Source organism: Marinomonas phycocola (assembly GCF_047525455.1).
GTDB lineage: Bacteria > Pseudomonadota > Gammaproteobacteria > Pseudomonadales > Marinomonadaceae > Marinomonas.
Genome location: NZ_JBLIXL010000006.1, coordinates 56,688 through 82,432, shown reverse-complemented (window position 1 = coordinate 82,432; position 25,745 = coordinate 56,688). Strand labels below are relative to the sequence as shown.

Below are 25,745 nucleotides of genomic sequence, written 5' to 3'. Positions count from 1 at the left end.
ATTACTGGGATAAGATTGTTTGATTCTAGTAAAACTAATTTAGGTAACAATTGTGGTTGTAGAAATGAGTGATGTTGAATCATCAGAACCTTTTGAGTTTACTTCTGCTGCGGCGTCAAAACTTAAGGCTTTGATTGAAGAAGAAGAAAACGAAAAGCTGATGTTACGTGTTTATGTAACGGGTGGTGGTTGCTCTGGCTTCCAATATGGCTTTACTTTTGATGATGAGTTTCAAGAAGACGATACATCTGTAAAGAAAGATGGGGTGACAATGGTTGTTGATCCCCTTAGCTTTCAATACTTAGTGGGTTCTGAAGTGGATTATAAAGAAAATTTAGAAGGGTCTCGTTTTACAGTGCAAAACCCAAATGCCACCACAACATGCGGTTGCGGTGCGAGCTTTAGTATATAGCATCTAACTGTACTGATTATTTGAATAGATCAATGATATTAAACCCTTAAAGGATGCGTCCTTTAAGGGGTTTTATTTCTGTTTTTTGTTTGGCCTAAATTTCAATATCAAAGTGTGAATTTAGATTGTCGTAGCGCTCATCGCCTTTCGTTGCCTCATGGTGCGTGTTTTTAATAGGCAAGATGTTTTCAATAAATATGGCTCCGACACTTTCATCTCCCATTATATGTAAACGCATCCGGCCATTTTGGATTCGCCAAATTCTTAACCCACTAATCAAAGCTGTGTTGTGTTTTTGTTGAGTGCGTATTGATTGGGTTGTGTCGGACAGAGCCCTTAGTTGGTCTGGTTCTCCATCCGCATCAAGTGCAAACTCCATAATCTGAGGCAATTCTGATAAAAATGACGATGTGTAGGGAGCAGGAGTGGTGCAAGTAGTGATCTGTGGTGAAAGCTGTGTATTGCCTAGGTGGGTTTCGGCAAAGAAACGGTTACAGTGAAGGATTACGGTAAATTCATGAATGGTATTATCTGAACACAAAATCGGCACGATTAGATTGTAGTGCAGCCCATCTGTATTTTTAGGTGGGTGTTTGTCTGAATAGAGGGGGGATGGTGACTTTTTTTCTACAGGAGGTGGCTGAATGATTAACTGCCAATCTTCGGTAATGCAGTCTAATTCATTAAGGGATGATACTAAGAATTGAGTTTGTGTAAGTTCTTCTATTGCCGTTTGCAAGATAAGTACGGTAACACTCATCTGGGCGGTAAGTGAGTACATACGTTTAGGTGTGAGAGTGAACTCTGTGCTGTAGTCTACTTGATCACTCAGCTCTAAGGATTCTTGGCTAACAGCGTTGTCTTTCCTAGGTGCATTTTTTAAAAAGTATTTTAACTCTTTCCTAGGACGCATTTTATTGACAGGGTCGATGAATATCATAATAAATGCACCTGCTACTTTTTTAATGTCAGATACAATGTTAACGGTACATAATCGCTCTAGTTGAGTTTTTTCTTTTCTAGGGAGGAATGTCGCTGAGCGGTGAAGCGCGGAGGTCGTTGAATTGATTTTTGGTTAGCTTAGCCCTATTGAATAAAAGTCGAATAGGGCTGTCGCAGTACAGGCCTGTCAAACTACTGGCGTTATCTGAGTAAATTAGACAATTTTGGATTTGGTTTTAGTGCTGCGCGATAAAGAAGTGCAACTTTACCGATTGTTTGAACAATTTCGCATTTCATTATTTTACTGGTTTGGTTGATTAGCTCGTCACGCATTTCGCGATCGACTATGCTATAACGTACTTTAATCAGTTCGTGGTCTTCTAATGCTCTGTCGATTTCTGCCAGTACGTTTTCGGTTAAGCCATTACCTGCAATCGTTACGACAGGATTAAGAGCATGACCAATTAAGCGATATTGCTTTTTTTGTACGTTTGTTACACTCATAGTTAAATTTTCTCATATTTAGTTGATCCTCTTTATTGGAGGCTTTCGAGGTTACGGGATATTATAGCGGAATATAATCTAATTTAGGTATTATGACATAGTGGCTAGATCAAAAAGTAGTGAACGTTGGATGAAAGAGCATTTCGACGATCAATATGTGAAAAAATCGCAACAAGATGGCTATCGTTCTCGAGCAAGTTTTAAGCTCTTGGAAATCAATGAAAAAGACAAATTGATTAAAGCAGGTATGAACGTTGTGGATTTGGGGGCGGCTCCCGGTGGGTGGTCTCAAGTTGTTGCAAAATTAATTGGCGATAATGGTATTATTGTTGCCTCAGATATATTAGAAATGGCGCCTTTGTCTGGAGTTCGCTTTGTTCAAGGCGACTTTACTGAAGAAGCTGTCTATGAAGAGATATTATCTGAAATAGGAGATATGAAAGCAGATCTTGTAATTTCAGATATGGCCCCCAATATGAGTGGTAATGCTGCTTCAGATCAGCCTCAGGCAATGTATCTTGTAGAGTTGGCACTTGAAATGGCGACAATGGTGTTAAGGCCCGGGGGAAATTTTCTAGTGAAGGTTTTTCAAGGGGCGGGGTTCGATGAATATTTAAAATCGATGAAATCAGAATTTGCTAGTGTCGTTACTCGTAAACCAGATGCTTCAAGGGCAAGAAGTCGTGAAGTGTATTTACTTGGAAGGCAATACAAAGGTTAATTTAATGTGATCCCGATTTTTTTGGGGTTTGATTCTAACCGTTAAGAGGTGTTCTCTTGAACGATATGCTTAAAAATATACTGTTGTGGTTGGTTATAGCCGCTGTGTTATTAACCGTGTTTAATAACTTTAATGCTACACCTGATACAAATCGCATAACTTATTCTGAGTTTGTGAAAGAAGTTCATGATGGACGAATTGCCAGAGTTATTGTTGATGGTTATACCATCAGTGGTAGTCGTACGAGTGGTGATACGTTTGATACGGTTCGCCCTGCGGCTTCTGATCCTAAAATAATGGATGATTTGTTAAGTAATAATGTCATTGTTGAAGGTCGTATGCCTGAGCAGCAAAGTATTTGGACTCAGTTGTTAGTTGCAAGCTTCCCTATATTAATTATTCTAGCGATTTTTATGTTCTTTATGCGTCAGATGCAAGGCGGTGGGGGGGGCAAAGGCGGCCCTATGGCATTTGGTAAATCAAAAGCCCGCTTATTACCTGAAGATCAAATCAAAACAACGTTTGCAGATGTTGCAGGTTGCGATGAAGCGAAAGAAGATACCAAAGAGTTAGTAGATTTCTTACGTGAGCCAAGTAAGTTTCAGCGCTTAGGTGGTAAGATTCCACGCGGTATTTTGATGTGTGGCCCTCCTGGTACTGGTAAAACATTGCTGGCGAAAGCCATTGCAGGTGAGGCAAAAGTGCCTTTCTTTACTATTTCTGGTTCTGATTTTGTCGAGATGTTTGTTGGTGTTGGTGCGTCTCGTGTACGCGATATGTTTGAACAAGCGAAGAAACATGCCCCGTGCATTATCTTTATTGATGAAATCGATGCTGTTGGTCGTAATCGTGGCTCTGGTATGGGCGGTGGTAATGATGAGCGTGAGCAAACATTGAATCAGTTATTGGTTGAAATGGATGGTTTTGAAGGTAATGAAGGCATCATTGTTATTGCCGCGACAAACCGACCGGATGTGTTGGATCCGGCTCTATTGAGGCCGGGCCGTTTTGACCGTCAAGTACAGGTTGGTCTGCCTGACATTCGCGGACGTGAACAAATTTTAAAGGTGCATTTACGTAAAGTGCCTTGTGATGATGATGTTGAACCAAAAAATATAGCTCGTGGTACGCCTGGTTTCTCTGGTGCAGAGTTGGCGAATCTAGTTAATGAGGCGGCATTGTTTGCGGCTCGTTCGAATCGTCGTGTTGTGAATATGGAGATGCTTGAGCTGGCCAAAGATAAGATTCTTATGGGTGCTGAGCGTAAGACCATGGTAATGAAAGAAGAAGATAAGTTGAATACGGCTTATCATGAAGCAGGTCATGCAATCATTGGTTATTTAATGCCTGAACATGACCCAGTTTATAAAGTAACGATTATTCCTCGTGGTCGTGCTTTAGGCGTCACTATGTATTTACCAGAAGAAGATAAGTACAGCATAAGCAAGCGTGGCTTAGAAAGCCAAGTGTGTAGCTTGTATGGAGGTCGTATCGCTGAGGAGATGATTCACGGCTTTGATGGTGTGTCGACTGGCGCATCGAATGATATTGAGCGAGCGACGAGTATTGCAAGAAATATGGTAACTAAGTGGGGCTTGTCAGAAACGCTTGGCCCATTTGCATACGAAGAAGACGATAATAATGGTGGTTTTATTGCTGCCCCGACGGGCAGTAAAGCAAATTATTTTTCTCCTGAAACGGGGAAGATAATAGATGCAGAAGTGCAGGGTATTATTAGTCGTTGTTACGCGAAATCCACTCAAATATTAGAAGACAATCGCAGTAAGCTAGATGTTATGGCTGATGCGCTTATGCAATATGAGACGATTGACGCGAAGCAGATTAAAGAAATAATGGATGGTAAAAAACCGTCTCCACCTGAAGGTTGGTCTGATCCTGTCGACAAGGATTCGGACGAAGGGGGAGAAGTTGTGCAAGAGGCGTCACAAAAAGGTAATTCTAGGGCTGATGAAGGCGCGGCTGATGGTGTTAACCCAGAGGTTTCTAATCCAGACAGTTCAACGCCTCCACCAAATGTGGCTAATATTACTGGTCATGAGCCTAAGTAGTAGTCAGTAGCAATGTGTTTTTAAGGTTGTCGCATGTCATTGATGCGTTTTGGGGATAAGTCGTTAGACTTATCCCTTCCTCATATTATGGGGATACTAAATGTCACTCCGGATTCGTTTTCTGATGGTGGGTTGTATTCAAATATTGATCGGGCATTAATGCATGTTGACTCAATGATTGAGGATGGTGCTACGATCGTTGATGTCGGTGGTGAATCGACTCGTCCGGGTGCTGCACTTGTTGGCTTATCGGAAGAGATTGATCGAGTAATACCTGTCATTGAGGCGATTAAGTCTCGCTTTGATGTGGTTGTGTCTGTTGATACGAGTCAAGCTGTGGTTATGACTGAAGCCGCATCAGTAGGAGCTGGGTTAATTAACGATGTGAGGGCTTTAGAGAAAAGTGGTGCTATGATCGCCGCCGCTGACGCTAAACTGCCTGTATGCTTAATGCATATGCAAGGCGCGCCTATGAATATGCAAGATAACCCAGTTTATGATTCTGTTGTGGATGAAGTTGTTGGGTATTTAGAAACGCGTGCCCAAGCTTGTATCGATTCCGGCATATTGTCAGAAAACATTATTTTAGACCCTGGTATTGGTTTTGGTAAATCCAAAGAACACAACTTTCAGTTATTAAATCAACTCAGAACACTGGTTAATAAAAAATGGCCTGTTTTGATTGGTGCTTCTCGTAAAACCTTGATTGGAGATGTTCTAAATAGGCCTGTTAATGAAAGGCTTTTTGGCACACTCGGTGTTCATGCATCAGCAATGGAGCGTGGAGCATCTATTTTTAGAGTTCATGATGTTAAGTCTCATGCAGACGTATTGACAATGATGTATCGAATTAAACAAGAGTCTTAGTATGCGTAAATATTTTGGTACGGATGGTATTCGCGGTAAAGTGGGTGAGGGTGTTATTACTCCTGAATTTATTTTGAAATTAGGCTGGGCTGCTGGGAAAGCGTTTAAAGAGCATGGTCAAAAGATTTTAATTGGTAAAGACACGCGCATTTCTGGTTACATGTTTGAATCCGCTCTTGAGGCTGGGATTGTGGCTGCTGGTGTGGATGTGCGTTTAGTTGGGCCTATGCCAACGCCTGCCATCGCTTACTTAACTCGCACCTTTCGTGCAAGTGCGGGCATTGTAATTAGTGCTTCTCATAACCCACATACAGATAATGGATTTAAATTTTTCTCTTCAGAAGGAACTAAGCTGTCAGATGAGCTTGAAGAGAAAATTGAATATTACCTTGAACAACCATTAGAGGTTGTTGAGTCAAGTTTAATCGGTCGAGCTAAACGTATAGATGATGCAGCGGGTCGATATATTGAGTATTGTAAAGGGACATTTCCTATTGGCCTGCAATTGTCGGGTTTAAAGGTGGTTGTGGATTGTGCTGATGGCGCAACCTATCATGTGGCTCCTCGGGTGTTTAACGAATTGGGTGCTGAGGTGATTGCAATAGGTGCTTCGCCAGATGGTTTTAATATTAATGAATACAGTGGTGCGACTAAGCCTGAGTTATTGCGGCAGAAGGTTGTATCTGAAAAAGCCGATATTGGTATTGCGTTAGATGGCGATGGCGACCGACTGATTTTGGTTGACAGAAATGGTCAGGTTCGTGATGGGGATGACATTCTTTATATTATTGCCATGCATTTAATGGCAACGGGTCGTTTTAGTGGTGGTGTTGTTGGTACTTTGATGAGCAATTTTGGTCTTGAACTGTCTTTTTCGAAAGAAGGCATTGGGTTCAGTCGCTCATCAGTTGGTGATAGATACGTTAATGAAAAACTTACTCAGCATGGATGGAGTTTGGGAGGAGAGACGTCTGGGCATATTGTATGTCGTTCTATTACGACTACTGGAGATGGCATTATTGCTGCCTTGCAGGTTCTTCAAGCTATGGTTGAGGAAGGTAAAGGTCTGGATGAGTTGTTAGTTGGCCTTACAAAATTCCCTCAGAAATTAAAAAATATCCGTGTTAAAAAACGCTTTGAACCAACAGAGGTGCTTGCTTTGCAAAAAGCAATTGCTGTAGCTAATGAAAGGTTGAATGGCTTAGGTCGTGTCTTGTTGAGGGCTTCAGGAACTGAGCCATTAATCAGAGTTATGGTCGAAGGCAGAGACGCGAATATGGTTGATGAATTGGTAGATTATCTTGTTAAAGAAGTTGAAATGGTGGTTGAATCGGATGACTAAACATCATCATTTTTAAAATGCTGTTAAGTAATGCTTGAAACTCATCGCGCCTTTCCTTAGAATGAGCGCCTCAAATTTAAGGGTGTTAAGATGGCTCGTAAGAAAATTATTGCAGGTAACTGGAAAATGAATGGTTCATTAGAGTCTAATGAAGCACTTTTGGAAGGTATTTTTGCGAAAATTGAGTCTAATAATTCCTTAGTGATTGTCTCTTCTCCGTTTCCTTATTTAGGGCAAGTGAGTGAGCTTATTAAAAAATCGCCAATATCTTTAGCTGCTCAGAATGTATCTCAATATGTTTCGGGTGCTTATACTGGTGAAGTTTCTCTTGAAATGCTGAAGAATTTTTCGGTTGAATATGTCTTAATTGGTCACTCTGAGCGACGTACTTATTATAACGAAACCGATTCTGTGATAGCGGAAAAAACAAAAGCCGTGCTTGAATCAGGTTTGAGGCCTATTTTATGCATTGGAGAAACGTTAGAAGAAAGGCAGTCTGAACAAACGTTGGATGTTTGTGCAAAGCAAATTGATGCTGTTTTAAATGCAGTTGATGTTTCAAGTTTTGAAAATATAGTTGTTGCTTATGAGCCTGTTTGGGCTATTGGTACTGGTTTATCAGCAACAGCTCAGCAAGCACAAGATGTGCACGAATTTATTAGAAAACACGTAGCAACTCATAATGCTAGTGTCGCTGAAAAAGTTCAAATCCTTTATGGTGGTAGCGTTAAAGCCGATAACAGTAAAGAACTGTTTTCAATGCCTGATATAGATGGTGCGTTGGTTGGTGGTGCTTCACTCATAGTTGACGAATTCGTTGGTATTATTAAGGCCGCAGGTTAATATAATGGAATCTTTAATTTTAATTGTTCACGTATTGGCTGCTATAGCGATTGTTGTTCTTGTGCTTCTTCAGCAAGGAAAAGGTGCCGATGCTGGTGCTGCCTTTGGTGGTGGTAGTGGTGCATCGCAAACTGTATTTGGCAGTCAAGGCGGAAGTAGCTTTTTTGGTCGTTTAACTGCGTTTTGTGCATTAGTGTTTTTCCTGACAAGCTTTGCGCTTGCTTTTGTAGCAAGTGAGAAAGCGGGTAATGTATCTGGCGCTGTGGACTTTATTCCTGTTGCGATTGAAAATACAGAGTCAGTAGATATTCCTCAACTTGAAACAAATCAAGTTAATGAAGGGTCTGATTTACCATCCGTAAATTAGGCATGTAGTAAATCTCTCGTGAAAAGAGAGCTGTGATGCCGATGTGGTGGAATTGGTAGACACGCCACCTTGAGGGGGTGGTGGCCTAAGGCTGTGCCGGTTCGAGTCCGGCCATCGGTACCATTTGTACAATTTCATTTTGTGTGTATAATGTCGCACAAGAATGAATGGCTTAAATGCAGTTAACGTTGTGTTAAGTGATTGTTGAATGAATAACATGAGTAAAATCTGTTATTTATGTTTATGAAGCTGATGATTTAATGAATTATTAGCGAATTAAGAGACCCCTTTATGGGGTTTTTTATTATCTGTACAGTGATAAATGGGCCTAGAGCCCGTTTTTTGTTTCTGAATTTAGCTCGTTTTCGGAGAAAGTGATTGTCTGGAAAATACACGGTTTTAGAAGATTTGATTCGCCCAGTCGTTGAAGGTTTGGGATACGAATTCTGGGGAATGGAGTACCTGGCTCAAGGTAAAGATTCTGTATTAAGGATTTTCATAGAAACAGATCAAGAGAGTGGTATTGGCGTTGAAGATTGCGCCAAGGTGAGCCGTCAAGTGAGCTCTATCTTAGATGTTGAAGACCCTATTACAGGAGAGTATAACCTAGAGGTTTCCTCTCCGGGTCTTGATCGACCTTTATTTAATTTGAGTCAATATGAAAAATACATTGGCTCCATCATATCGCTTCGTTTACGCGTTCCATTTGACGGTAGACGGAAATTTAAAGGGCAATTAACGGCTCTAGAAAATGATGACGTTGTCGTTCGTGTTGATCAAGAAGAATACCTATTGCCAATCGATTTAATTGAAAAAGCAAATTTGGTTCCACAATTTTAATAATTAACTTTTTTAAGAGAGGCTGAAAGAATGAGTAAAGAGATTCTTTTGGTGGTTGAAGCTGTTTCAAATGAAAAAGATGTGCCTAAGCAAGTCATTTTCGAAGCCGTTGAAATCGCCCTTGCAAGTGCGGCAAAACGTCGTTTTACAGACGAAGTGTTTATTCGAGTGTCTATTGATCAGCGTACGGGTGATTATAAAACGTTCCGTCAATGGTCAATTGTTGCTGATGAGGACTATTCTGATCCGGTAAATGAATTAACGATTGATGATATGGAAGAGCGTAATCTTCCTATTCTTATCGGTGAATTCTATGAAGAAGAAATCGAATCTGAATCTTTTGGGCGTATTGCTGCTCAAACAGCAAAACAAGTTATCGTACAAAAAGTACGCGAAGCTGAACGTGCAAAAATGGTGGCTCGATACGCTGAAAAGGTTGGTCGTTTAGTTCATGGGCAAGTCAAAAAAGTTACCCGTGATAGCCTAATTGTTGATTTAGGTGAAAATGCTGAAGCGGTTATTCCTAAAGATCAGTTGATTGGTCGTGAGACATTCCGAATTAATGATCGTGTTCGTGCTTTGCTATTAGAAATTAGAGATGAGGGCCGTGGTGCTCAGCTTATTCTAACTCGTAATCAGCCCGCCTTCTTAATTGAACTTTTCCGTTTGGAAGTACCAGAAGTTTCAGAAGAAGTTATTGATATTCGCGGTGCTGCACGTGATCCAGGATTACGTGCAAAAATTGCAGTTAAAACAAATGATCGCAGAATCGATCCAATTGGTGCTTGTGTAGGCATGCGCGGTGCGCGTGTTCAAGCGGTATCAAATGAAATGAATGGCGAGCGTGTTGATATTGTTCTATGGGATGATAATCCAGCTCAATTGGTTATCAATGCAATGGCGCCTGCTGAAGTTGATTCCATTGTCATTGATGAAGATGCACATTCAATGGATGTGGCGGTGAATGCAGATAACTTAGCTCAGGCTATTGGTCGTAATGGTCAAAATGTTCGATTGGCTTCTGCTTTAACTGGTTGGACATTAAATGTCATGACGAGTGAAGATGCGGTTGCTAAACAGCAAGAAGAGTCGAATAAACTCGTTGATTTGTTTATACAACATTTAGATATTGAAGATGATTTGGCTGAACAACTTGTTAGTGAAGGCTTTGCTACATTAGAAGAAATTGCTTATGTGCCAATGGAAGAAATGCTTGATATTGATGGTTTTGACGAAGACTTAATAAATGAGTTACGTACAAGGTCAAAAGAAGCACTTCTTAATATCGCGCTTCAAGCTGAAGAACAGTTAGACGGCGCAAAACCCGCTGCTGACCTTCTTGAAATGGAAGGCATGGATAATCATCTAGCACTTGTTTTAGCATCAAAAGGTGTTATTACAATGGAAGATTTGGCAGAGCAGTCTGTTGATGATTTGATCGATATTGAAGAAATGAGTGAAGAAAAAGCTTCTGTATTAATCATGACAGCACGCGCACCTTGGTTTGCGGAATCCGAATAATCTGAGTAGAGGGGGAACTTAATGACAGTTCAAACCGTAAAATTACTATCAGAGCTGGTAAAAACACCAGTAGAGAAGCTACTTACTCAGATGAAGGAAGCTGGTCTTCCTCATTCGAGTGGTGAGCAAGAAGTGTCTGACGTTGAAAAACAGGTACTATTAAATTATTTGAAGCGTTCACATGGTGAGCATGACGAAGGTTCACAACGTATTACATTACAACGTAAAAAAACCAGCACATTAAAGGGCGGTGATAACAAGACAGTAAATGTTGAAGTTCGTAAGAAACGCACCTATGTTAAACGTAATGAAGGCGACGAAGATATTCAACAGGAATTGTTGGCGCAGCGACAAGCTGAAGAAGTGCGTATCTTAGCTGAAGAGCAAGCTCGCAAAGAGGCAGAGCAAAAAGCAGAGGCAGAGAAAGTGGCGGAAGCGGCTGCGAAGGCTGAAGCAGAAGAACGAGCTAGACTTGAGGCCGAAAAAGCAAAAGCTAACTCTCAATCTCAAGTAAGAAATGCACCGGAGATGTACATTTCCAAAACAGGAGCGGACGAGCCCGTGGAAACAGTTAAAAAATCTAAGCCAGCACCTAAAAAAGTAAGCGCGCCAACCGGAGGCAATGATTCGGCTTCTAAGGCTAAAAAAGGCCCAGCGAAGCAGGATAAGTCAAAAGGGCGTTATGACAATAAACGTTCCAACAAGGTTGATCTGTCTCGTGATGACGAGTTTGGTCGGCGAGGTGGTAAGCTAAAGCGTAAAAAGCCAGTTAAACAGGAACATGGTTTTCAAAAACCAATAGCACCAATTATTCATGAAGTTGCTATTCCTGAGAGTATTACAGTTGCAGACCTTGCTGAAAAAATGTCTGTTAAGGGTGCTGAAGTTATCAAGGTTATGTTCAAAATGGGTGCAATGGCAACCATTAACCAAACCATTGATCGTGATACAGCGACATTAATAATTGAAGAAATGGGTCATACTGTAAAACTAATCGATGAGAATGCCGTTGAGAACGACATGATCGAAGCGATTGATTACGAAGGTGAATCTATTAAAAGAGCGCCTGTTGTGACTGTTATGGGTCATGTTGACCACGGTAAGACATCGTTACTTGATTATATTCGTACAACTCGTGTAGCAGCAGGTGAGTCTGGCGGTATTACACAACATATTGGAGCCTACCACGTAGAAACACCTCATGGCATGGTTAGTTTCCTAGATACGCCTGGGCATGCTGCCTTTACGGCCATGCGTGCACGTGGTGCTAAAGCAACGGATATTGTTATTCTTGTTTGTGCTGCAGATGATGGTGTCATGCCGCAAACTGAAGAAGCCATTCAGCATGCCAAAGCTGCTGACGTTCCGATGGTTGTTGCAATCACTAAAGTTGATAAAGAAGGTGCAGACCTTGATCGTGTTAAGAATGAACTAGTTGCAAAAGAAGTGGTTCCTGAAGAATGGGGTGGCAACATTCAGTTCATTGGTGTATCTGCCAAAACAGGGGAAGGTATTGATGCGCTTTTAGAAGCGGTTTTACTTGAATCTGAAGTTCTAGAGTTAACAGCTGTTCCAAGCTCTCCAGCAAAAGGTGTTGTTGTTGAATCTCGCTTAGATCGTGGTCGTGGTTCAGTGGCGACTCTGTTAATTCAGAATGGTACTTTGAATAAAGGTGATATCGTTCTAGCTGGTCTGCAGATGGGGCGTGTTCGAGCTTTACTTGATGAGAACGGCAAGCCAATTTCAGAGGCTGGCCCATCGATTCCTGTGGAAATTCTTGGTTTAGATGGTACTCCTGAAGCCGGTGAAGAATTTATTGTTGTTGCGGATGAGCGTAAGGCTCGTGAAGTAGCTAATTTCCGCCAAGGTAAGTACCGCGAAGTGCGTTTTGCTCGTCAACATTCTGCGAAGCTTGAGAATCTTTTCTCTGAAATGGGTAAAGGTGATGTTCGTACTCTAAATGTTGTCATTAAGGCAGATGTACGAGGCTCTCTAGAGGCGTTAATTAAATCCCTAAATGATTTAAGTACTGATGAAGTTCGTGTAAATATCATTTCTAATGGTGTTGGTGGGATCACAGAAACAGACGCTTCTTTGGCCTTGGCTTCTGGTGCGGTTATTTTCGGCTTTAATGTACGTGCTGATGCATCGGCGAAGCAATTGATTGAACGTGAGAGTGTCGATTTACGTTATTACAGCATTATCTATAACATTATTGATGATGTTAAATCCGCTCTATCCGGTATGTTATCTCCAGATCTGCGTGAAGAAATCCTTGGTACGGCTGAAGTGCGTGATGTGTTCCGTTCTCCTAAGTTTGGTCTAATTGCGGGTTGCATGGTATTAGATGGTACGGTTTATCGTAATAAGCAAATTCGAGTATTACGTGATAACGTTGTTATCTATGAAGGCGAGCTTGAATCTTTACGTCGTTTTAAAGATGCTGTTAATGACGTTCGTCAAGGTATGGAATGTGGTATCGGCGTTAAGAATTACAACGATGTAAAAGAAGGCGACAAAATCGAAGTCTTTGAAACCATCGAAGTGGCTCGTACGCTTTAATAGGATTAGATCATGGCAGGCGAATTTAGTCGTACTAGTCGGATTGGTGACCAACTCCAAAAGGAGTTGGCCTCTATTATACAATTCGAAGTAAAAGACCCAAGGCTAGGTCTAGTGACAATTAATGAAGTCAGAGTAGCGAAAGATTTAGGATACGCTGATATTTATTACACTGTATTGGGAATGGATGACAAGCCAGATAAGCTAGCAGGTAATCAAGCGGCTTTAGACAGCGCAAAAAACTTCTTGCGTCGTCGTTTGGCTCAAGAAGTAAAATTACGTATTATGCCCCATTTGCGTTTTCATTATGATAATAGTGTTTTAAATGGAGCTCGAATGTCTGCTCTAATTGATGAAGCGGTTCGTGCTGATAATAAACATGAAAACAGTAATGATGAGTAAGTAGCTAAATGGCAAAAACTGAATGGCGAACCGTTAATGGTATTGTGCTATTAAACAAACCTTTAGGCCTTAGTTCTAACCAAGCATTACAGCGAGTTCGGCGCTTATTTCGAGCTGAAAAAGCAGGGCATACCGGTGCGCTAGATCCTCTAGCAACCGGTATGCTTCCTCTTTGCTTTGGTGAGGCAACTAAGTTTTCACAATTTCTTTTAGATTCAAATAAACGTTATTTAACTCGCATTTCTTTAGGTATCCGTACGACAACGGGTGATCGGGAGGGCGACGTTTTGACTCGTCAACATGTTGACCCTATTTCTGATGATGATTTAAATGTTTTTCTAGATCGTTTTCGTGGTGATATTGAACAAATCCCTCCTATGTATTCCGCTTTAAAGCATGAAGGTAAGCCTTTATATGAATATGCAAGGCAAGGGATTGTGCTTGAAAGAAAGCGTCGATCTGTTCATATTCGTGATTTAACCCTTGTTGAAAGAAACGAAAATTCATTAACGTTGGATATTTCGTGTTCAAAAGGAACTTATATTAGAACCATTGGTGAAGATATTGGTGAAGCACTTGGGTGTGGAGCTCATCTTGATAGTTTACATCGTATTTCAAGTGCTTCGTATCAGCCTGAAAAGATGATGACGTTAGAAGAGTTTGAGTTTGTATTAGAAGAAGGAGGTGAAGATGCTCTAGATCAATGTCTTCTGCCTATGGATTCAGCCGTAGATTATCTTGCTCCTCTCTATCTGTCGGAATCACAAACGCGTGATATGTTATTTGGAAGGTCTGTATCTATCGAAGAAGAATACGAAACAGGGAGTCTTGTTCGTTTATTTTCGCAAAATAACCGTCGTTTTCTTGGTCTAGGTTCGATAAGTGGTTTTATAATTAAGCCTCATCGTTTGATTAATACCAGTGAATTGACATAAACATAGTGATATAATGCCAGCCTTAGGATGCCTGAAAATATGCTCGGTCACCCTATATATTTAATAGCATATTATAATTGGAGATAAGATTATGGCTTTAACTGCAGAAGCAAAAGCAGCATTAGTAAAAGAGTTTCAAGTCGCTGAAGGTGATACTGGTTCACCAGAAGTTCAAGTTGCATTGTTGACTAAGAACATCGAAGGTCTACAAGGCCACTTTAAAGCTCATATCCATGATCATCATTCTCGTCGCGGTTTGATCCGTATGGTAAACCAACGTCGTAAATTGTTGGATTACCTAAAGCGTAAAGATGCAGCACGTTATACTGGTTTGATTAAAAAACTGGGTCTACGTCGCTAAGACTTGAGAAAAGGCCATAGTTTTACTATGGCCTTTTTTTATTAGATCTCCCAGAGGGCAGCCTGTACTTCATATTGTTTTTTCATCGAAACGTTGAGAGTTCGATTATTACAAAAGAAATAATTTGAGTACTGGCTTAAAAAGATTGTCTTTGGGAGCAATACATTTAATTTTTTAAAAGGAATATGTGTGAGTATTACGACAAAAACTTTTCAATTTGGTAGCGATACTGTTGTTTTAGAAACAGGTCGAATTGCACGTCAAGCAACAGGTGCAGTTCTTTGTACGATTGGCGATGCACAGGTGCTTGCTACTGTCGTTGGCGCTAAATCAGCAAAACCGGGTCAAGATTTTTTCCCGCTGTCTGTTCATTACCAAGAACGTGCTTACGCGGTAGGTAAAATTCCAGGTGGTTTCTTAAAGCGTGAAGGTCGTCCTTCCGAAAAAGAAACACTGACCTCTCGTCTAATTGATCGCCCAATTCGTCCATTGTTCCCTAAAGGGTTCATGAATGAAGTTCAGGTTGTTTGTACTGTTATGTCTACAAACACGAATCTAGATGCTGATATTGCGGCAATGATCGCAACGTCTGCAGCATTAACAATATCTGGTATTCCATTTAATGGGCCTATTGGTGCGGCACGTGTTGGTTTTAATGATGAGTCTGGTTATGTTTTAAACCCAAGTTACAGCGATTTAGACTCTTCGTTATTGGATATGGTTGTTGCTGGTACTAAAGATGCTGTCTTGATGGTTGAATCCGAAGCTCAAGAACTCACTGAAGATGAAATGTTAGGTGCGGTTTTGTTTGCTCATAAAGAGATGCAAGTCGCCATTTCTGCTGTTGCTGAATTTGCTGCCGAAGCGGGTAAGCCTCGTTGGGATTGGGAAGCTGAAGCTGCGAATGTTTCTTTAACAGATGCATTGGCAACGGGCTACGCTTCTCAAATTGAAGAAGCTTATGGCATCAGTGAAAAAATGTCTCGCTATACGAAGCTTGGTGAAGTACGTGATGCGGCTGTTGCTGCATTGGTTACTGAAGAAGGCGAATTCACTGAAGCGGATGTGACAGGTGCTTTTTCTAAATTAGAAAAACGTATCGTTCGTCGTCGTGTTATTGATGGTCAACCTCGTATTGATGGCCGTGATAATAAAACAGTTCGTCCAATCAAGGTTGAAGTTGGTCTGTTAAGCAAAACACACGGTTCTTCTTTGTTTACGCGTGGTGAAACTCAATCCATCGTTACTTGTACCTTAGGGACTAGTCGTGATGCACAAATGACAGACGGTTTAATTGGAGAAAGTAAAGACAGCTTTATGTTGCACTATAACTTCCCTCCATATTCTGTTGGTGAGTGTGGCCGTATGGGCGGCGTTGGCCGTCGTGAAATTGGTCATGGTCGCTTAGCTCGTCGCGGTGTTCAAGCTGTATTGCCAAGCGAAGATGAATTTCCATACACTATTCGTGTTGTTTCTGAAATTACAGAATCGAATGGCTCAAGCTCAATGGCCTCTGTATGTGGTGCGAGTTTATCTATGATGGATGCAGGTGTTCCGCTTAAAGCGCCTGTTGCTGGTATTGCGATGGGTCTTATTAAAGAAGACGATGGCTTTGCTGTATTGACGGATATCTTGGGCGATGAAGATCATCTAGGTGATATGGACTTTAAAGTGGCTGGTACTTCTGAAGGTATTACAGCACTTCAAATGGACATTAAAATAGAAGGCATTAATGAAGAGATTATGGACATCGCGTTGATTCAAGCGCGTGACGCTCGTATACATATCCTTCGTGAAATGGCGACTGTTATTGGTTATGCGCGCCCTGAAGTTTCACCGAATGCGCCATCTATGGCCAGCATTAAAATTGATCCTGAAAAAATTCGTGATGTTATCGGTAAGGGCGGCGCAACAATCCGTTCTATTACAGAATTAACTGGCGCATCAATCGATCTTGATGATGACGGTACCGTACGTATTTTTGCTGCTGATAAAGCTTCTTCTGACGCTGCGCTTGTTCGTATCTACGAAATTACGGCTGAAGCTGAAGTTGATAAGATTTACAAAGGCACGGTTGCTCGTTTAGCCGAGTTTGGTGCTTTTGTTAATATTTTACCTGGAAAAGACGGGTTGGTTCACATCTCTCAAATCGCTGATGAACGCATTCGTGCTGTTTCGGATTTCTTGAAAGAAGGCCAAGAAGTTATTGTTAAAGTCTTGGATGTTGATGCACGTGGTCGTATCAAGCTTTCTATGAAAGACGTAACTGAAGAAGAGAAAGTGGCTTTTGCCGCGGCAGAGTAAGTACTGTTCTTGAATAATGTAAAGGCATCAATATGTTTATATTGATGCCTTTTTTGTGATTTGCTGTTAGCCTTTTCAATGATATTAATTGTTTTAGTATATTTTTAGGAGAAAAACAATGGCTCGAAATATGAAAGCAACGCTTGCAACTGTGTTTTGTGGTGCCTTGATTTTAGCTGGTTGTAGCTCTACACCAGATAAAGCGTCGATAGCAGAGTGTTTGTTTGCAGATGGATCTAATAGGGAAGCGCCTGCATGGGTTTGTGGTGCGCCAATTGAGGGTGTGGAGTTATCAGCTGTGGGTTATAGTGATAAATCGGGTGCTGGTCCTAATTTCATGAAACAAATGGCTTCGACAGCAGCTCGTGTAGAACTGGCACAAGTGCTAAGTTTAGACATCGAAAATATGATTAAGCAGTATGCTGAAACGACAGGTGCAGGTGACTTGGAAACCGTTGATCGTGTAAACACGGCGGTAACGAAACAAATCACCAATCAAACCTTAATAGGTTCTAAAATTATTCGACAAATGCCTACGCCAAGCGGTGGTATTGTTGTATTGGTGGGTTTAGATCCTGCAGGTGTGGATTCTATTGCCAAAGAGCTATTAAGAACGTCAATGAATAATGAACAAGCCTTGTTTCAAAAGTTTCAAGCTGAAAAGAGTTTTGATGAATTAGCCGATGAAATTGCAAAGCGTCGTCGATAGCTGAAAAAAGAGTAAACCATACCTACTATGGTTTACTCTTTCTTATCGAAATGAAAGGCCATTGTGACTTGAATTCAAGTTACATTATGCCTTTAAAATCGTGTTTATATACAGTTTTTCAACTTTGTCTCTCGCCCATTGCGTGCGTCGTAAGAATTTTAAACTAGACTTAATGCTAGGGTCTTTGATAAAGCAATTGATTGGCACATATGAGGCCATACCTTCCCACCCCAATGTGTGTTCAAGCTCAGTTAGGATTTGTTCAAGCTTTATTCCGTGTAATGGATTATTTTGTTGTGACATAAAGAGGTCTATTCTATTGTTTTGTGAAACTTATCTTAAAAACAAGTTTGACTATGTGAAACAAACAAATCAAATTTTGAACATAATTTTCTATTCTAGTTTTGTTCTTCTTTTTGGGTGCAGCGCTCAAAATGCGGTGGAGAGCAGTCTCGAAAGCTACATTAATGATCTAAATCGGTCTGTTTGGGTTGATATTCGTATCAAAGAACCGTCACTTGATTTGTTACCAATACCGTCTGTAAGAGATAGAAGATTCGAATTGGCTCAGTTTGATATTGGAATACTGGATTTTTTATCATTGCAACAGTGTGATGTTGGTGCAGTTGTTGGCCATAAAAATAGTATTTTAGGCAAAGTGATGCCAGACAGCCAGCGTTTATTGTATGAATTGAATTTAATTCGAGCGATTGATTCCTGTCATATCGAGTCTGACTCTTTGAGGTCGGAACTGTTTGCTGCTCGAAATGTGAAAAAAAGTGAGTTGATCAAAGCGTTTTCAAATAGTTTGTGGGCAGGAAGAGAGAGCAGTGCGTTTTTTAGCTTATCTAATGGTCTTATTTCTATGTCTCCCGACAGATCCTCGTTTACCCTACTACAAAATTCACTCAATTATTTAGCTGGACTAATGAGTAATTTACATCATGTTCCGAAGGTTTCATCTAATAGTCTAGAAGGACATTTTCAAAACATTTATGAAAGCGAGTATGCTGGGAAGTTGCTTCTTACTCTGTTGATGTTAACGAAGAAATTGAATGACGTATCGGAAGGTTTAGAATCTATTCATGTTTCAGGTGAGTTTTGCGATAAACCGATTCAATTTTTAAAGCAGCAATTTAAAGCCCATTATCTTAATAAAATACAGCCCTATATGGCGAGGGTAAACAGTGTTGCATTTCGAGTCTTACCGGTAATAAATCAATTTAAAGCCCAAACACAGCCGTTGACGGGGAGTTTTAATGATTTCTTGGCTCAATGGTCAATGACATCGTCATCTTCTAAGTGGAAAGCGTATCAAGAAGCTTCTAAAAGGCATGCTCTTTCTTGGAATGGATTGTTTCAAAAGTGCAGTGTTACATTAAATCAAGTGATCAATAAGGCAGAGGAATAATCCTTCAAATGGCTAAGCTTTTGTTGGTGGTAATAGAGAGTCGATACTTTTAACAGGGTCGTACTCTAGCCCTGTACCTGCTGCTAAAGGCTCCTCTCCTAACGCTTTTAGCAGAGCAATGTTCGCTTCAGGGTTGATGGAGATATTATGGGAAAAACTGATAGGTCGATTTACCGCGTGAACCTCTTGATGAGTGAGAGTGTCAGGTGTGTTTTGAATGGATGGACCTGGTTGTGAAAATAGACTCATCATTAATGCGAATTGAGCGTTGCCAGATACAGATTTACCCTTTTGGGTAGCCTGTGTAATCTGTACTTCAGCAACGTCTCTAATATTCATCTTATCCGCATAGTTTATTGATATGCCTATATTATCGAGCTAAATGAAGAATTCTTTAGCTTTCCACCTATCTCGTTTTAATATAAAAGAGAAAGATTTCTATCTGCTTAAAATTGGGTGTTATTATCTATCGTATTATGGTTTAAGGATAATGTGAGACCTTTGCATGATTACTACGCTTGCTAATACTTTGCTAAAAACAGACTTAAAATGCTCATTTATAACTCATAAAGTCCGCTTTTTCGTCTGCTTTTGCCTCGTCTTATCGTTGCTCATGACTTCGTGCAAAGGTCTCAATGTAATTTAACGGTGTTTTTGAGTGTGTTATCAAAGAATAAAAAGTCTTTTCAGCTATAAGTGATAGATAAGTTGCCGTTAGAGATTTAGAATTGTACTTAGTTCAGATGAAAGCATTGTCATTTCTACCCTCTATATAAAAGTGGATTTAAGTTCATGCATGATATACAACTGTTGATTGAAAACGTGAGAGAGAACGAGCGAATTGCTCTGAAGTTCTTTGAAATCGAACGTTGTATCTTATCGATTGGCCGTTGTGATCAATTTGTTTCTACTTTGACTAGGGAGGTTCAAAAGCAATTCAACGTTCCCTATGTTTGGATTAATTTAATAAACGAATCGCCTCTATCTCATGTTATTGAAAGTCTTGAAAAAACAACAGACCTTAAAGACAGAGTATTGTTTACTCGACGTAGCGTAATCGTTGATATTATTAAGTCCTCTAATAAAACCATTCTCATCAATGAAGGTATCCATGCTTGCAAAGAAATTATTCCTTCATCTTACCGTGATGTAGTGAGTTCTGTTGCTATTTCGCCATTAACTATTGATGGTGCATTAGTTGGGCTTTTTTGTCAGGCAGATGCCAATGCAGACCGTTATAACCCAGGAACAAAAGATACATTCCTTCTTGACCAATTGGCGATAAAAATTTCTATTTGTTTAAGTAATGTTACCGCTAGAGAAAAGCTTGAGTATTTAGCAACGAGAGATCCTTTGACGGGGCTTTTGAATCGTCGTCAGCTTGAACTGATGCTAGAGAGGGAGTTTACTCGGTCAAAACAAACTGGCCGTGACTTGACGGCTATTTTTATTGACTGCGATGCATTTAAAGCAATTAACGATACCTTAGGTCATAACTGCGGTGATGAAGTGTTAGAATACATTGCGAGACGCTTGCTAAAGCATGTTCAGAAACAAGGGCTCGCTTTTCGTTTTGCTGGTGATGAGTTTGTTTTCGTATTGCCTGGGAAAAGCTTAGAACAAGCGTTGCAAGTTTCCGAATCCTTACATAATTATTTACAGTCCAACCCTCTTCGTTACAAAACAAACTTAGTTTCTATTACCGTCAGTTATGGCGGGGCAAGTGTCAATTCGGATAATCCTGGGTCTTATAAGCAATTATTAAAACTTGCTGATGAGCGCCTTTATAACTACAAAAATAATAGAAAAAGAAGTGTGCCTACCAAAGTTCTTAAATTTTTGAATAGAATACGCTGATTTGTAATTTAATTACAAAATGAAAGTGTTTATATTGTATTTAGAGTATTTTCGAAGTCATTTTTGTTGTAAAATTTCATTAAATTATTCAAGGTCCTATATATGTCTCATGCCTTAATTGCGGATTTAGGTGGAACAAATGCACGGTTTGCTGTTGTTTCTCTTAATGAGTATCAGCCTCAGAAAGTAGAGGTATTTGCTTGTAATGAGTTTGACTCTTTTTTTTCGGCAGCATCTCAGTATTTGGATGTGTGTTCTTTATCTATTAAGGATCTTGATGCTGTTGTTTTGGCAATAGCGGGTCCTGTAAATCAAGAAATTATCAAGTTTTCAAATAACCCATGGAGCTTTACGAAAAAAGACATAGAGTCATTTTTTGGTGAAACAGTACAAGTTGCTTTGTTAAATGATTTTGATGCAATTGGTTATTCGTTAGATGTACTTTCAACGAATGAATACATCCAAATTGGAGAAGGCCAACCGGTCGATGCAATGTCTCCAGCATGGGTAGTTGGCCCCGGAACTGGATTGGGTGTTGCTTGTGTTGTGCCGCAAACTAATATTAATCTTATTTTACCCGGTGAAGCTGGGCACGTTGATGTTGCAAGTTGCACACCACAAGAAGATTACATACTAGCATTCCTACGTGAGCGCCATGGCCGTGTCTCGGCAGAAAGAGTGCTGTCTGGTATGGGATTGGAAAATATTTATGAAGCTTTGGCGAAACGCTCAGGCATTGATCAAAGGTTGTCCGCTAAAGAAGTCGGCGATGCATTTTTAAATCAAGACCCATTGGCCTGTGCCGCTTTTGAGCAATTCTTTATGTATTTAGGGCGAGTTGTCGGCGACCTAATTTTAAATGTCGAATCTCGTGGCGGTGTGTTTATTGCTGGAGGAATTGTGCCTAGGTATTTGGCGCAATTTCAAGCCAGTAATTTTCGACAAGTTATGCAAGAGAAAGGCAGGATGTCTGATTTTGTAGGTAACATTCCTGTATTTGTAATAACAGCAGAGTATCCGGGTCTAATGGGATGCGCTAATTATGCGTCTTATTTAGCTGCTGAATAGTTTAATTTATATTTTAATGGTTTGTCGTAAACGCTTAATTTTTCGGAGAAAATAATGAATAAGTCCAGTTTAAAAGCCTGCGACGTTGTGATTTTTGGCGGAGGAGGCGATTTAGCAATGCGTAAGTTGCTACCTGCACTGTATCATCTTGATATGGATGGCTTGCTAGCTCCAACAACGCGTATTATTGGCGCTTCTCGAAGAGAGTTAACGGCGGAAGAGTATCAGCTTAAAGTTCGCACTGCGTTAGATGAATTTGTACCATCGAGTGTTGGTGATAATGATACATGGCCTCGTTTTAAAGAGCGTTTAAATTATGTCTCTGTTGATGCTCAAGAAGTGTCAGATTTCGCGCGATTTAATGATAATGGCGTTGGGAGTGATGGTCGTGATGTTGTGTTTTACTTGGCAACTTCTCCTGATTTGTTTGGGTCTATTTGTTCATCTTTAGCTACTCATGGATTGAATCAAGACAGAATGCGAGTGGTGCTAGAAAAGCCGTTAGGTCGAGATTTGGTTTCTTCTAGAGCAATCAATACGGAAGTAATGCAAAATTTCAGTGAGCCACAAGTGTTCCGTATTGACCATTATTTAGGAAAAGAGACGGTTCAAAACCTATTGGCTATACGTTTTGGTAATACATTGTTTGAGCCTTTATGGGACAGTGCGCATATCGATAATATTCAAATTACGGTTTCTGAAATGGTTGGTGTTGAAGGGCGTTGGGGTTATTACGATAAAGCTGGCGCTTTGAGAGACATGGTACAAAACCATCTTGTTCAGTTATTGTGTCTTGTTGCGATGGAACCCCCCAGCCGAATGGATGCGGATTCGGTTCGAGATGAAAAAATTAAAGTGTTAAAAGCATTGCGCCCTATTTCTGGTGCAAATGCGTATAACAAGACGGTTCGAGGGCAGTATGCGAAAGGCGTAGTGAATGGAAAATCGGTTCAGGGGTATTTTGATGAAGAGGGGAGTAATCCTGAATCAAGAACTGAAACCTTTGTCGCTTTAAGGGCTGATATTGATAATTGGCGTTGGGCCGGTGTGCCTTTCTATCTGAGAACTGGGAAGCGTTTAGGGCAACGCTACTCGGAAATTGTTATTCAATATAAAGCCGTACCGCACAGTATTTTTCGCGACGAGAGTAATCGCCAGTTACAGAGAAATCAGTTGATTATTCGACTTCAGCCAGAGGAAAAAATCTCGTTAACCGTAATGAATAAAGTGCCTGGTGCGAGTGAGGGTATGAACCTTCAGCCTGTCGATTTAAACTTGAGTCTTACTGAAGCGTTTCAAAATAAACGTAGTCCAGAGGCCTATGAGCGTCTATTACTGGATGTAATGCGTGATGATGCAACGTTGTTTATGCGTTATGACGAAGTTGAAGCAGCATGGAAATGGGTAGATGGCATTATGAATGCTTGGAAGCAAACCAGTGAGCGTCCAAAAGAATACGCTTCTGGTTCATGGGGCCCCGCAGCCTCTATGGCGTTACCGATTAAAGACGGAAAAAATTGGCACGATTATTAAGTGAAGTATTTTTACTTAAATTATCCAACTATTATTAGGACTATGGTATGACGACTTATCTAACCCCTGAACAAGTAATGACAGCAACTTCGGTTGTTCCGGTTATCGTTGTTGATAATGTTAAAGAAGCTGTAGAGCTTGGTAAAGTTCTCGTTGCTGGAGGCGTTCCTGTTTTAGAGGTGACGCTACGTACATCAGTGGCTTTAGAGGCTATTACGGCTTTACGCAAAGAAGTGCCTGAGGCGATTGTTGGAGCAGGAACAGTTTGTAGTCGTGAACAGTATATTCAGGCAATCGAAGCGGGTTCTCAGTTTATTATTAGTCCAGGTATGACGCCTGATTTACTGTCAGTTGGCAAAGAGTATCCAGTCCCATACCTACCTGCTGTAGCAACAATTTCTGATATTTTATTAGGAATGGAATACGGTTATGATTATTTTAAATTCTTCCCTGCTGAGGTGAATGGAGGCGTCAAAGCGTTGAAAGCGTTTGGTGGTCCTCTACCAAATATTCGTTTTTGTCCAACGGGTGGAATTGGCGCGAAGAATTACCAAGATTATTTGGCTCTTCCTAATGTTTTGTGTGTTGGTGGGTCTTGGATTGTGCCGACAGATTTAGTGAAAGCCGAAAAATGGGATGAAATTACCGAGCTAGCGAAATCAGTAAGCAACGGATGATCTAAGATAAATTTATTATTAAAAGCCTTCTAAATTAAATGTTTAGAAGGCTTTTTTGTGTTTATAGGTTTTCTTCTGCAAATTCTGCTAATCGGCTTCTTTCAATGCCATTTACGTGCATAACACTGGCATAATTAAATGCTTTGCAGTTCTCGACTATATAGGTGAGGCCTGATGTGAGTGGGTTTATGTACTTGTTATCTATTTGGGCTAGGTTACCAAGTACGATTATTCGAGAGTTGGAACCTACTCTAGTAATAATGGATTTGAGCTGAAATTGAGTGAGTCCTTGTGCCTCGTCAATGATAATCAGAGCGTTGTTAAAAGACCTTCCTCGCATAAAGTTTAATGATTTAAATTGGATGTTTGCTTTTTGTTTGACATAGTCAATACTGCTAAAGGAGTGCTCATCTGCTCCATGTAAAATTTCTAAGTTATCATCAAAAGCGGCTAACCAAGGAGCCATTTTCTCTTCTTCTGTACCGGGTAAAAAGCCAATGTCTTCTGCCATTGGTGGGGTGGAGCGTGCGACAATGATTTTATTAAAACGCTTTTCCTCCATTGTCACTTGTAAGGCATAAGCCAGTGCTAATAAGGTTTTTCCTGATCCTGCTGGTCCTGTCATAATCATTAAATCTGAATTTTCATGACGTAATAGGTAAAAGGCCATGGCTTGTTCAAGATTGCGTGGATTGATTCCCCAGAAGCTTTGATGCATTAAACTTTGCTTGTTGATATCGAGTATATAGGCGTATTCTTCGTCTATATTACAAACAAATCCGACGAACTCCATGTCGTCAATCAGAAACATATTGGGATATAAAGGATCAATTTCATGTTTTGGAATGGTGTGAATAGTGTGTCGTACGTGTTGTTCAGTTTTAACTTTTTCTATTTTCTCCCAAAAACTGCCTTCAAAGTGTGTGTAGCCTTTACTTAATAAATCAACGTCATCAAGTACTTTATCTTTACGATAGTCTTCAACGCGCTCCAGTCCTGACCCTTTGGCCTTTATCCTCATATTGATATCTTTAGTTACTAAATAGATTCGTTCTCTAGGGTGGGTAGCCTGAAGACTTAATGCAACGTTAATTATGCGATTATCATTTGCATGATCATGGTTGCTGTTGAGAAAAGGAACATTATCTATTTTAGCAATTTTTTGATCCGGATAAATGGCAAGGGCACCTTGGCTTACTTGAGTGGTCTTATCCTTAGTTGGTTGCGCGATGATAGGTACCCCTTCAAGCAATTGCTTTGGGGCAGCATTTCCGACAATACGATCAATAGTATTGATGGCCATTCTAGCTTCGCGACTGACGTCTTTGTCTCGACGATCCTTAATAACGTCTAATTCTTCTAGTACTGTCATTGGAATGACCACTTTGTGCTTTCCAAATGCAAAAATAGCCAGTGGGTCATGTAGTAGAACGTTGGTATCCAGTACGTATATTTTTCCCATAATGTATACTCCTGTAGAGATTTAAAAACGTTTAAA

At 40.4% G+C, this 25,745-nt stretch carries 25 protein-coding genes and 1 tRNA gene; 21 read left to right on the top strand and 5 right to left on the bottom strand.

Translation table 11 applies throughout. The features are described 5' to 3' along the window. Positions 1-64 precede the first annotated feature (64 nt). Complete coding sequence (gene erpA, locus ACMUMJ_RS06430) at positions 65-412, top strand: iron-sulfur cluster insertion protein ErpA (protein WP_414677979.1); 348 nt, start codon at positions 65-67, stop codon at positions 410-412. Between the two features lie 94 nt (positions 413-506). Here the strand turns inward: erpA and ACMUMJ_RS06425 are convergent, their stop codons facing one another. Then, the gene (locus ACMUMJ_RS06425) at positions 507-1,352 is read right to left on the bottom strand and encodes a hypothetical protein (protein WP_414677978.1); all 846 of its coding nucleotides are present in this window, start codon (positions 1,350-1,352) and stop codon (positions 507-509) included. 203 nt (positions 1,353-1,555) lie between these two features. After that, the gene (locus ACMUMJ_RS06420; RefSeq protein WP_414677977.1) at positions 1,556-1,858 is read right to left on the bottom strand and encodes a YhbY family RNA-binding protein; all 303 of its coding nucleotides are present in this window, start codon (positions 1,856-1,858) and stop codon (positions 1,556-1,558) included. Between the two features lie 100 nt (positions 1,859-1,958). On the opposite strand from ACMUMJ_RS06420, the gene rlmE reads away from it, so the two are divergent. The 15 genes from rlmE (at position 1,959) to ACMUMJ_RS06345 (ending at position 17,701) form a co-directional block, all read left to right on the top strand. Continuing rightward, positions 1,959-2,579 (top strand): 23S rRNA (uridine(2552)-2'-O)-methyltransferase RlmE, encoded by a 621-nt coding sequence (rlmE, locus tag ACMUMJ_RS06415; protein ID WP_414677976.1) that lies wholly within the window; start codon positions 1,959-1,961, stop codon positions 2,577-2,579. 65 nt (positions 2,580-2,644) lie between these two features. Further along, positions 2,645-4,648 carry an ATP-dependent zinc metalloprotease FtsH gene (gene ftsH, locus ACMUMJ_RS06410; protein ID WP_527195816.1) on the top strand — a complete coding sequence of 668 codons (2,004 nt, stop codon included), beginning with the start codon at positions 2,645-2,647 and terminating at the stop codon, positions 4,646-4,648. Between the two features lie 33 nt (positions 4,649-4,681). Beyond that, positions 4,682-5,515: a dihydropteroate synthase gene (gene folP / locus ACMUMJ_RS06405; protein ID WP_414677974.1), complete on the top strand. Its 834-nt coding sequence runs from the start codon at positions 4,682-4,684 to the stop codon at positions 5,513-5,515. A 1-nt stretch (position 5,516) separates the two neighbouring features. After that, on the top strand, positions 5,517-6,857 hold the full coding sequence (glmM, locus tag ACMUMJ_RS06400) for a phosphoglucosamine mutase (RefSeq protein WP_414677973.1): 1,341 nt from the start codon (positions 5,517-5,519) through the stop codon (positions 6,855-6,857). Between the two features lie 90 nt (positions 6,858-6,947). Continuing rightward, positions 6,948-7,700, top strand: a complete 753-nt coding sequence (gene tpiA / locus ACMUMJ_RS06395; protein WP_414677972.1) for a triose-phosphate isomerase — start codon at positions 6,948-6,950, stop codon at positions 7,698-7,700. Positions 7,701-7,704: 4 nt separating this feature from the next. Then, complete coding sequence (gene secG, locus ACMUMJ_RS06390; protein WP_414677971.1) at positions 7,705-8,067, top strand: preprotein translocase subunit SecG; 363 nt, start codon at positions 7,705-7,707, stop codon at positions 8,065-8,067. A gap of 37 nt (positions 8,068-8,104) precedes the next feature. Further along, positions 8,105-8,190, top strand: a tRNA-Leu gene (locus tag ACMUMJ_RS06385). A 255-nt stretch (positions 8,191-8,445) separates the two neighbouring features. Continuing rightward, positions 8,446-8,907 carry a ribosome maturation factor RimP gene (gene rimP / locus ACMUMJ_RS06380; protein WP_414677970.1) on the top strand — a complete coding sequence of 154 codons (462 nt, stop codon included), beginning with the start codon at positions 8,446-8,448 and terminating at the stop codon, positions 8,905-8,907. A gap of 30 nt (positions 8,908-8,937) precedes the next feature. Beyond that, positions 8,938-10,428 (top strand): transcription termination factor NusA, encoded by a 1,491-nt coding sequence (gene nusA, locus ACMUMJ_RS06375; protein ID WP_414677969.1) that lies wholly within the window; start codon positions 8,938-8,940, stop codon positions 10,426-10,428. Between the two features lie 21 nt (positions 10,429-10,449). Next, on the top strand, positions 10,450-12,990 hold the full coding sequence (gene infB / locus ACMUMJ_RS06370) for a translation initiation factor IF-2 (RefSeq protein ID WP_414677968.1): 2,541 nt from the start codon (positions 10,450-10,452) through the stop codon (positions 12,988-12,990). Between the two features lie 12 nt (positions 12,991-13,002). After that, the gene (gene rbfA / locus ACMUMJ_RS06365; protein WP_414677967.1) at positions 13,003-13,392 is read left to right on the top strand and encodes a 30S ribosome-binding factor RbfA; all 390 of its coding nucleotides are present in this window, start codon (positions 13,003-13,005) and stop codon (positions 13,390-13,392) included. 8 nt (positions 13,393-13,400) lie between these two features. Then, positions 13,401-14,327: a tRNA pseudouridine(55) synthase TruB gene (gene truB / locus ACMUMJ_RS06360; RefSeq protein WP_414677966.1), complete on the top strand. Its 927-nt coding sequence runs from the start codon at positions 13,401-13,403 to the stop codon at positions 14,325-14,327. A gap of 91 nt (positions 14,328-14,418) precedes the next feature. Beyond that, positions 14,419-14,688, top strand: a complete 270-nt coding sequence (rpsO, locus tag ACMUMJ_RS06355; protein WP_414677965.1) for a 30S ribosomal protein S15 — start codon at positions 14,419-14,421, stop codon at positions 14,686-14,688. 189 nt (positions 14,689-14,877) lie between these two features. Next, positions 14,878-16,992: a polyribonucleotide nucleotidyltransferase gene (pnp, locus tag ACMUMJ_RS06350; RefSeq protein ID WP_414677964.1), complete on the top strand. Its 2,115-nt coding sequence runs from the start codon at positions 14,878-14,880 to the stop codon at positions 16,990-16,992. Between the two features lie 118 nt (positions 16,993-17,110). Next, positions 17,111-17,701, top strand: a complete 591-nt coding sequence (locus ACMUMJ_RS06345) for a hypothetical protein (RefSeq protein ID WP_414677963.1) — start codon at positions 17,111-17,113, stop codon at positions 17,699-17,701. Positions 17,702-17,785: 84 nt separating this feature from the next. Here the strand turns inward: ACMUMJ_RS06345 and ACMUMJ_RS06340 are convergent, their stop codons facing one another. After that, the gene (locus ACMUMJ_RS06340; RefSeq protein WP_414677962.1) at positions 17,786-18,004 is read right to left on the bottom strand and encodes a VF530 family protein; all 219 of its coding nucleotides are present in this window, start codon (positions 18,002-18,004) and stop codon (positions 17,786-17,788) included. Positions 18,005-18,059: 55 nt separating this feature from the next. On the opposite strand from ACMUMJ_RS06340, the gene ACMUMJ_RS06335 reads away from it, so the two are divergent. After that, positions 18,060-19,112 (top strand): DUF3080 family protein, encoded by a 1,053-nt coding sequence (locus ACMUMJ_RS06335; protein WP_414677961.1) that lies wholly within the window; start codon positions 18,060-18,062, stop codon positions 19,110-19,112. Positions 19,113-19,124: 12 nt separating this feature from the next. Here the strand turns inward: ACMUMJ_RS06335 and ACMUMJ_RS06330 are convergent, their stop codons facing one another. Then, positions 19,125-19,451 carry a hypothetical protein gene (locus ACMUMJ_RS06330; protein ID WP_414677960.1) on the bottom strand — a complete coding sequence of 109 codons (327 nt, stop codon included), beginning with the start codon at positions 19,449-19,451 and terminating at the stop codon, positions 19,125-19,127. 453 nt (positions 19,452-19,904) lie between these two features. Here ACMUMJ_RS06330 and ACMUMJ_RS06325 point away from each other — a divergent pair, with 453 nt between their 5' ends. From ACMUMJ_RS06325 to ACMUMJ_RS06310, 4 genes are all read left to right on the top strand, one after another. Next, positions 19,905-20,969, top strand: a complete 1,065-nt coding sequence (locus ACMUMJ_RS06325) for a diguanylate cyclase (RefSeq protein ID WP_414677959.1) — start codon at positions 19,905-19,907, stop codon at positions 20,967-20,969. A 102-nt stretch (positions 20,970-21,071) separates the two neighbouring features. Then, on the top strand, positions 21,072-22,037 hold the full coding sequence (glk, locus tag ACMUMJ_RS06320) for a glucokinase (RefSeq protein WP_414677958.1): 966 nt from the start codon (positions 21,072-21,074) through the stop codon (positions 22,035-22,037). A gap of 54 nt (positions 22,038-22,091) precedes the next feature. After that, complete coding sequence (gene zwf, locus ACMUMJ_RS06315) at positions 22,092-23,570, top strand: glucose-6-phosphate dehydrogenase (RefSeq protein ID WP_414677957.1); 1,479 nt, start codon at positions 22,092-22,094, stop codon at positions 23,568-23,570. Positions 23,571-23,617: 47 nt separating this feature from the next. Continuing rightward, positions 23,618-24,247: a bifunctional 4-hydroxy-2-oxoglutarate aldolase/2-dehydro-3-deoxy-phosphogluconate aldolase gene (locus tag ACMUMJ_RS06310; protein ID WP_414677956.1), complete on the top strand. Its 630-nt coding sequence runs from the start codon at positions 23,618-23,620 to the stop codon at positions 24,245-24,247. 61 nt (positions 24,248-24,308) lie between these two features. On the opposite strand, the gene ACMUMJ_RS06305 is transcribed toward ACMUMJ_RS06310, so the two are convergent. Then, complete coding sequence (locus tag ACMUMJ_RS06305) at positions 24,309-25,709, bottom strand: PhoH family protein (protein WP_414677955.1); 1,401 nt, start codon at positions 25,707-25,709, stop codon at positions 24,309-24,311. Positions 25,710-25,745: the final 36 nt, after the last annotated feature.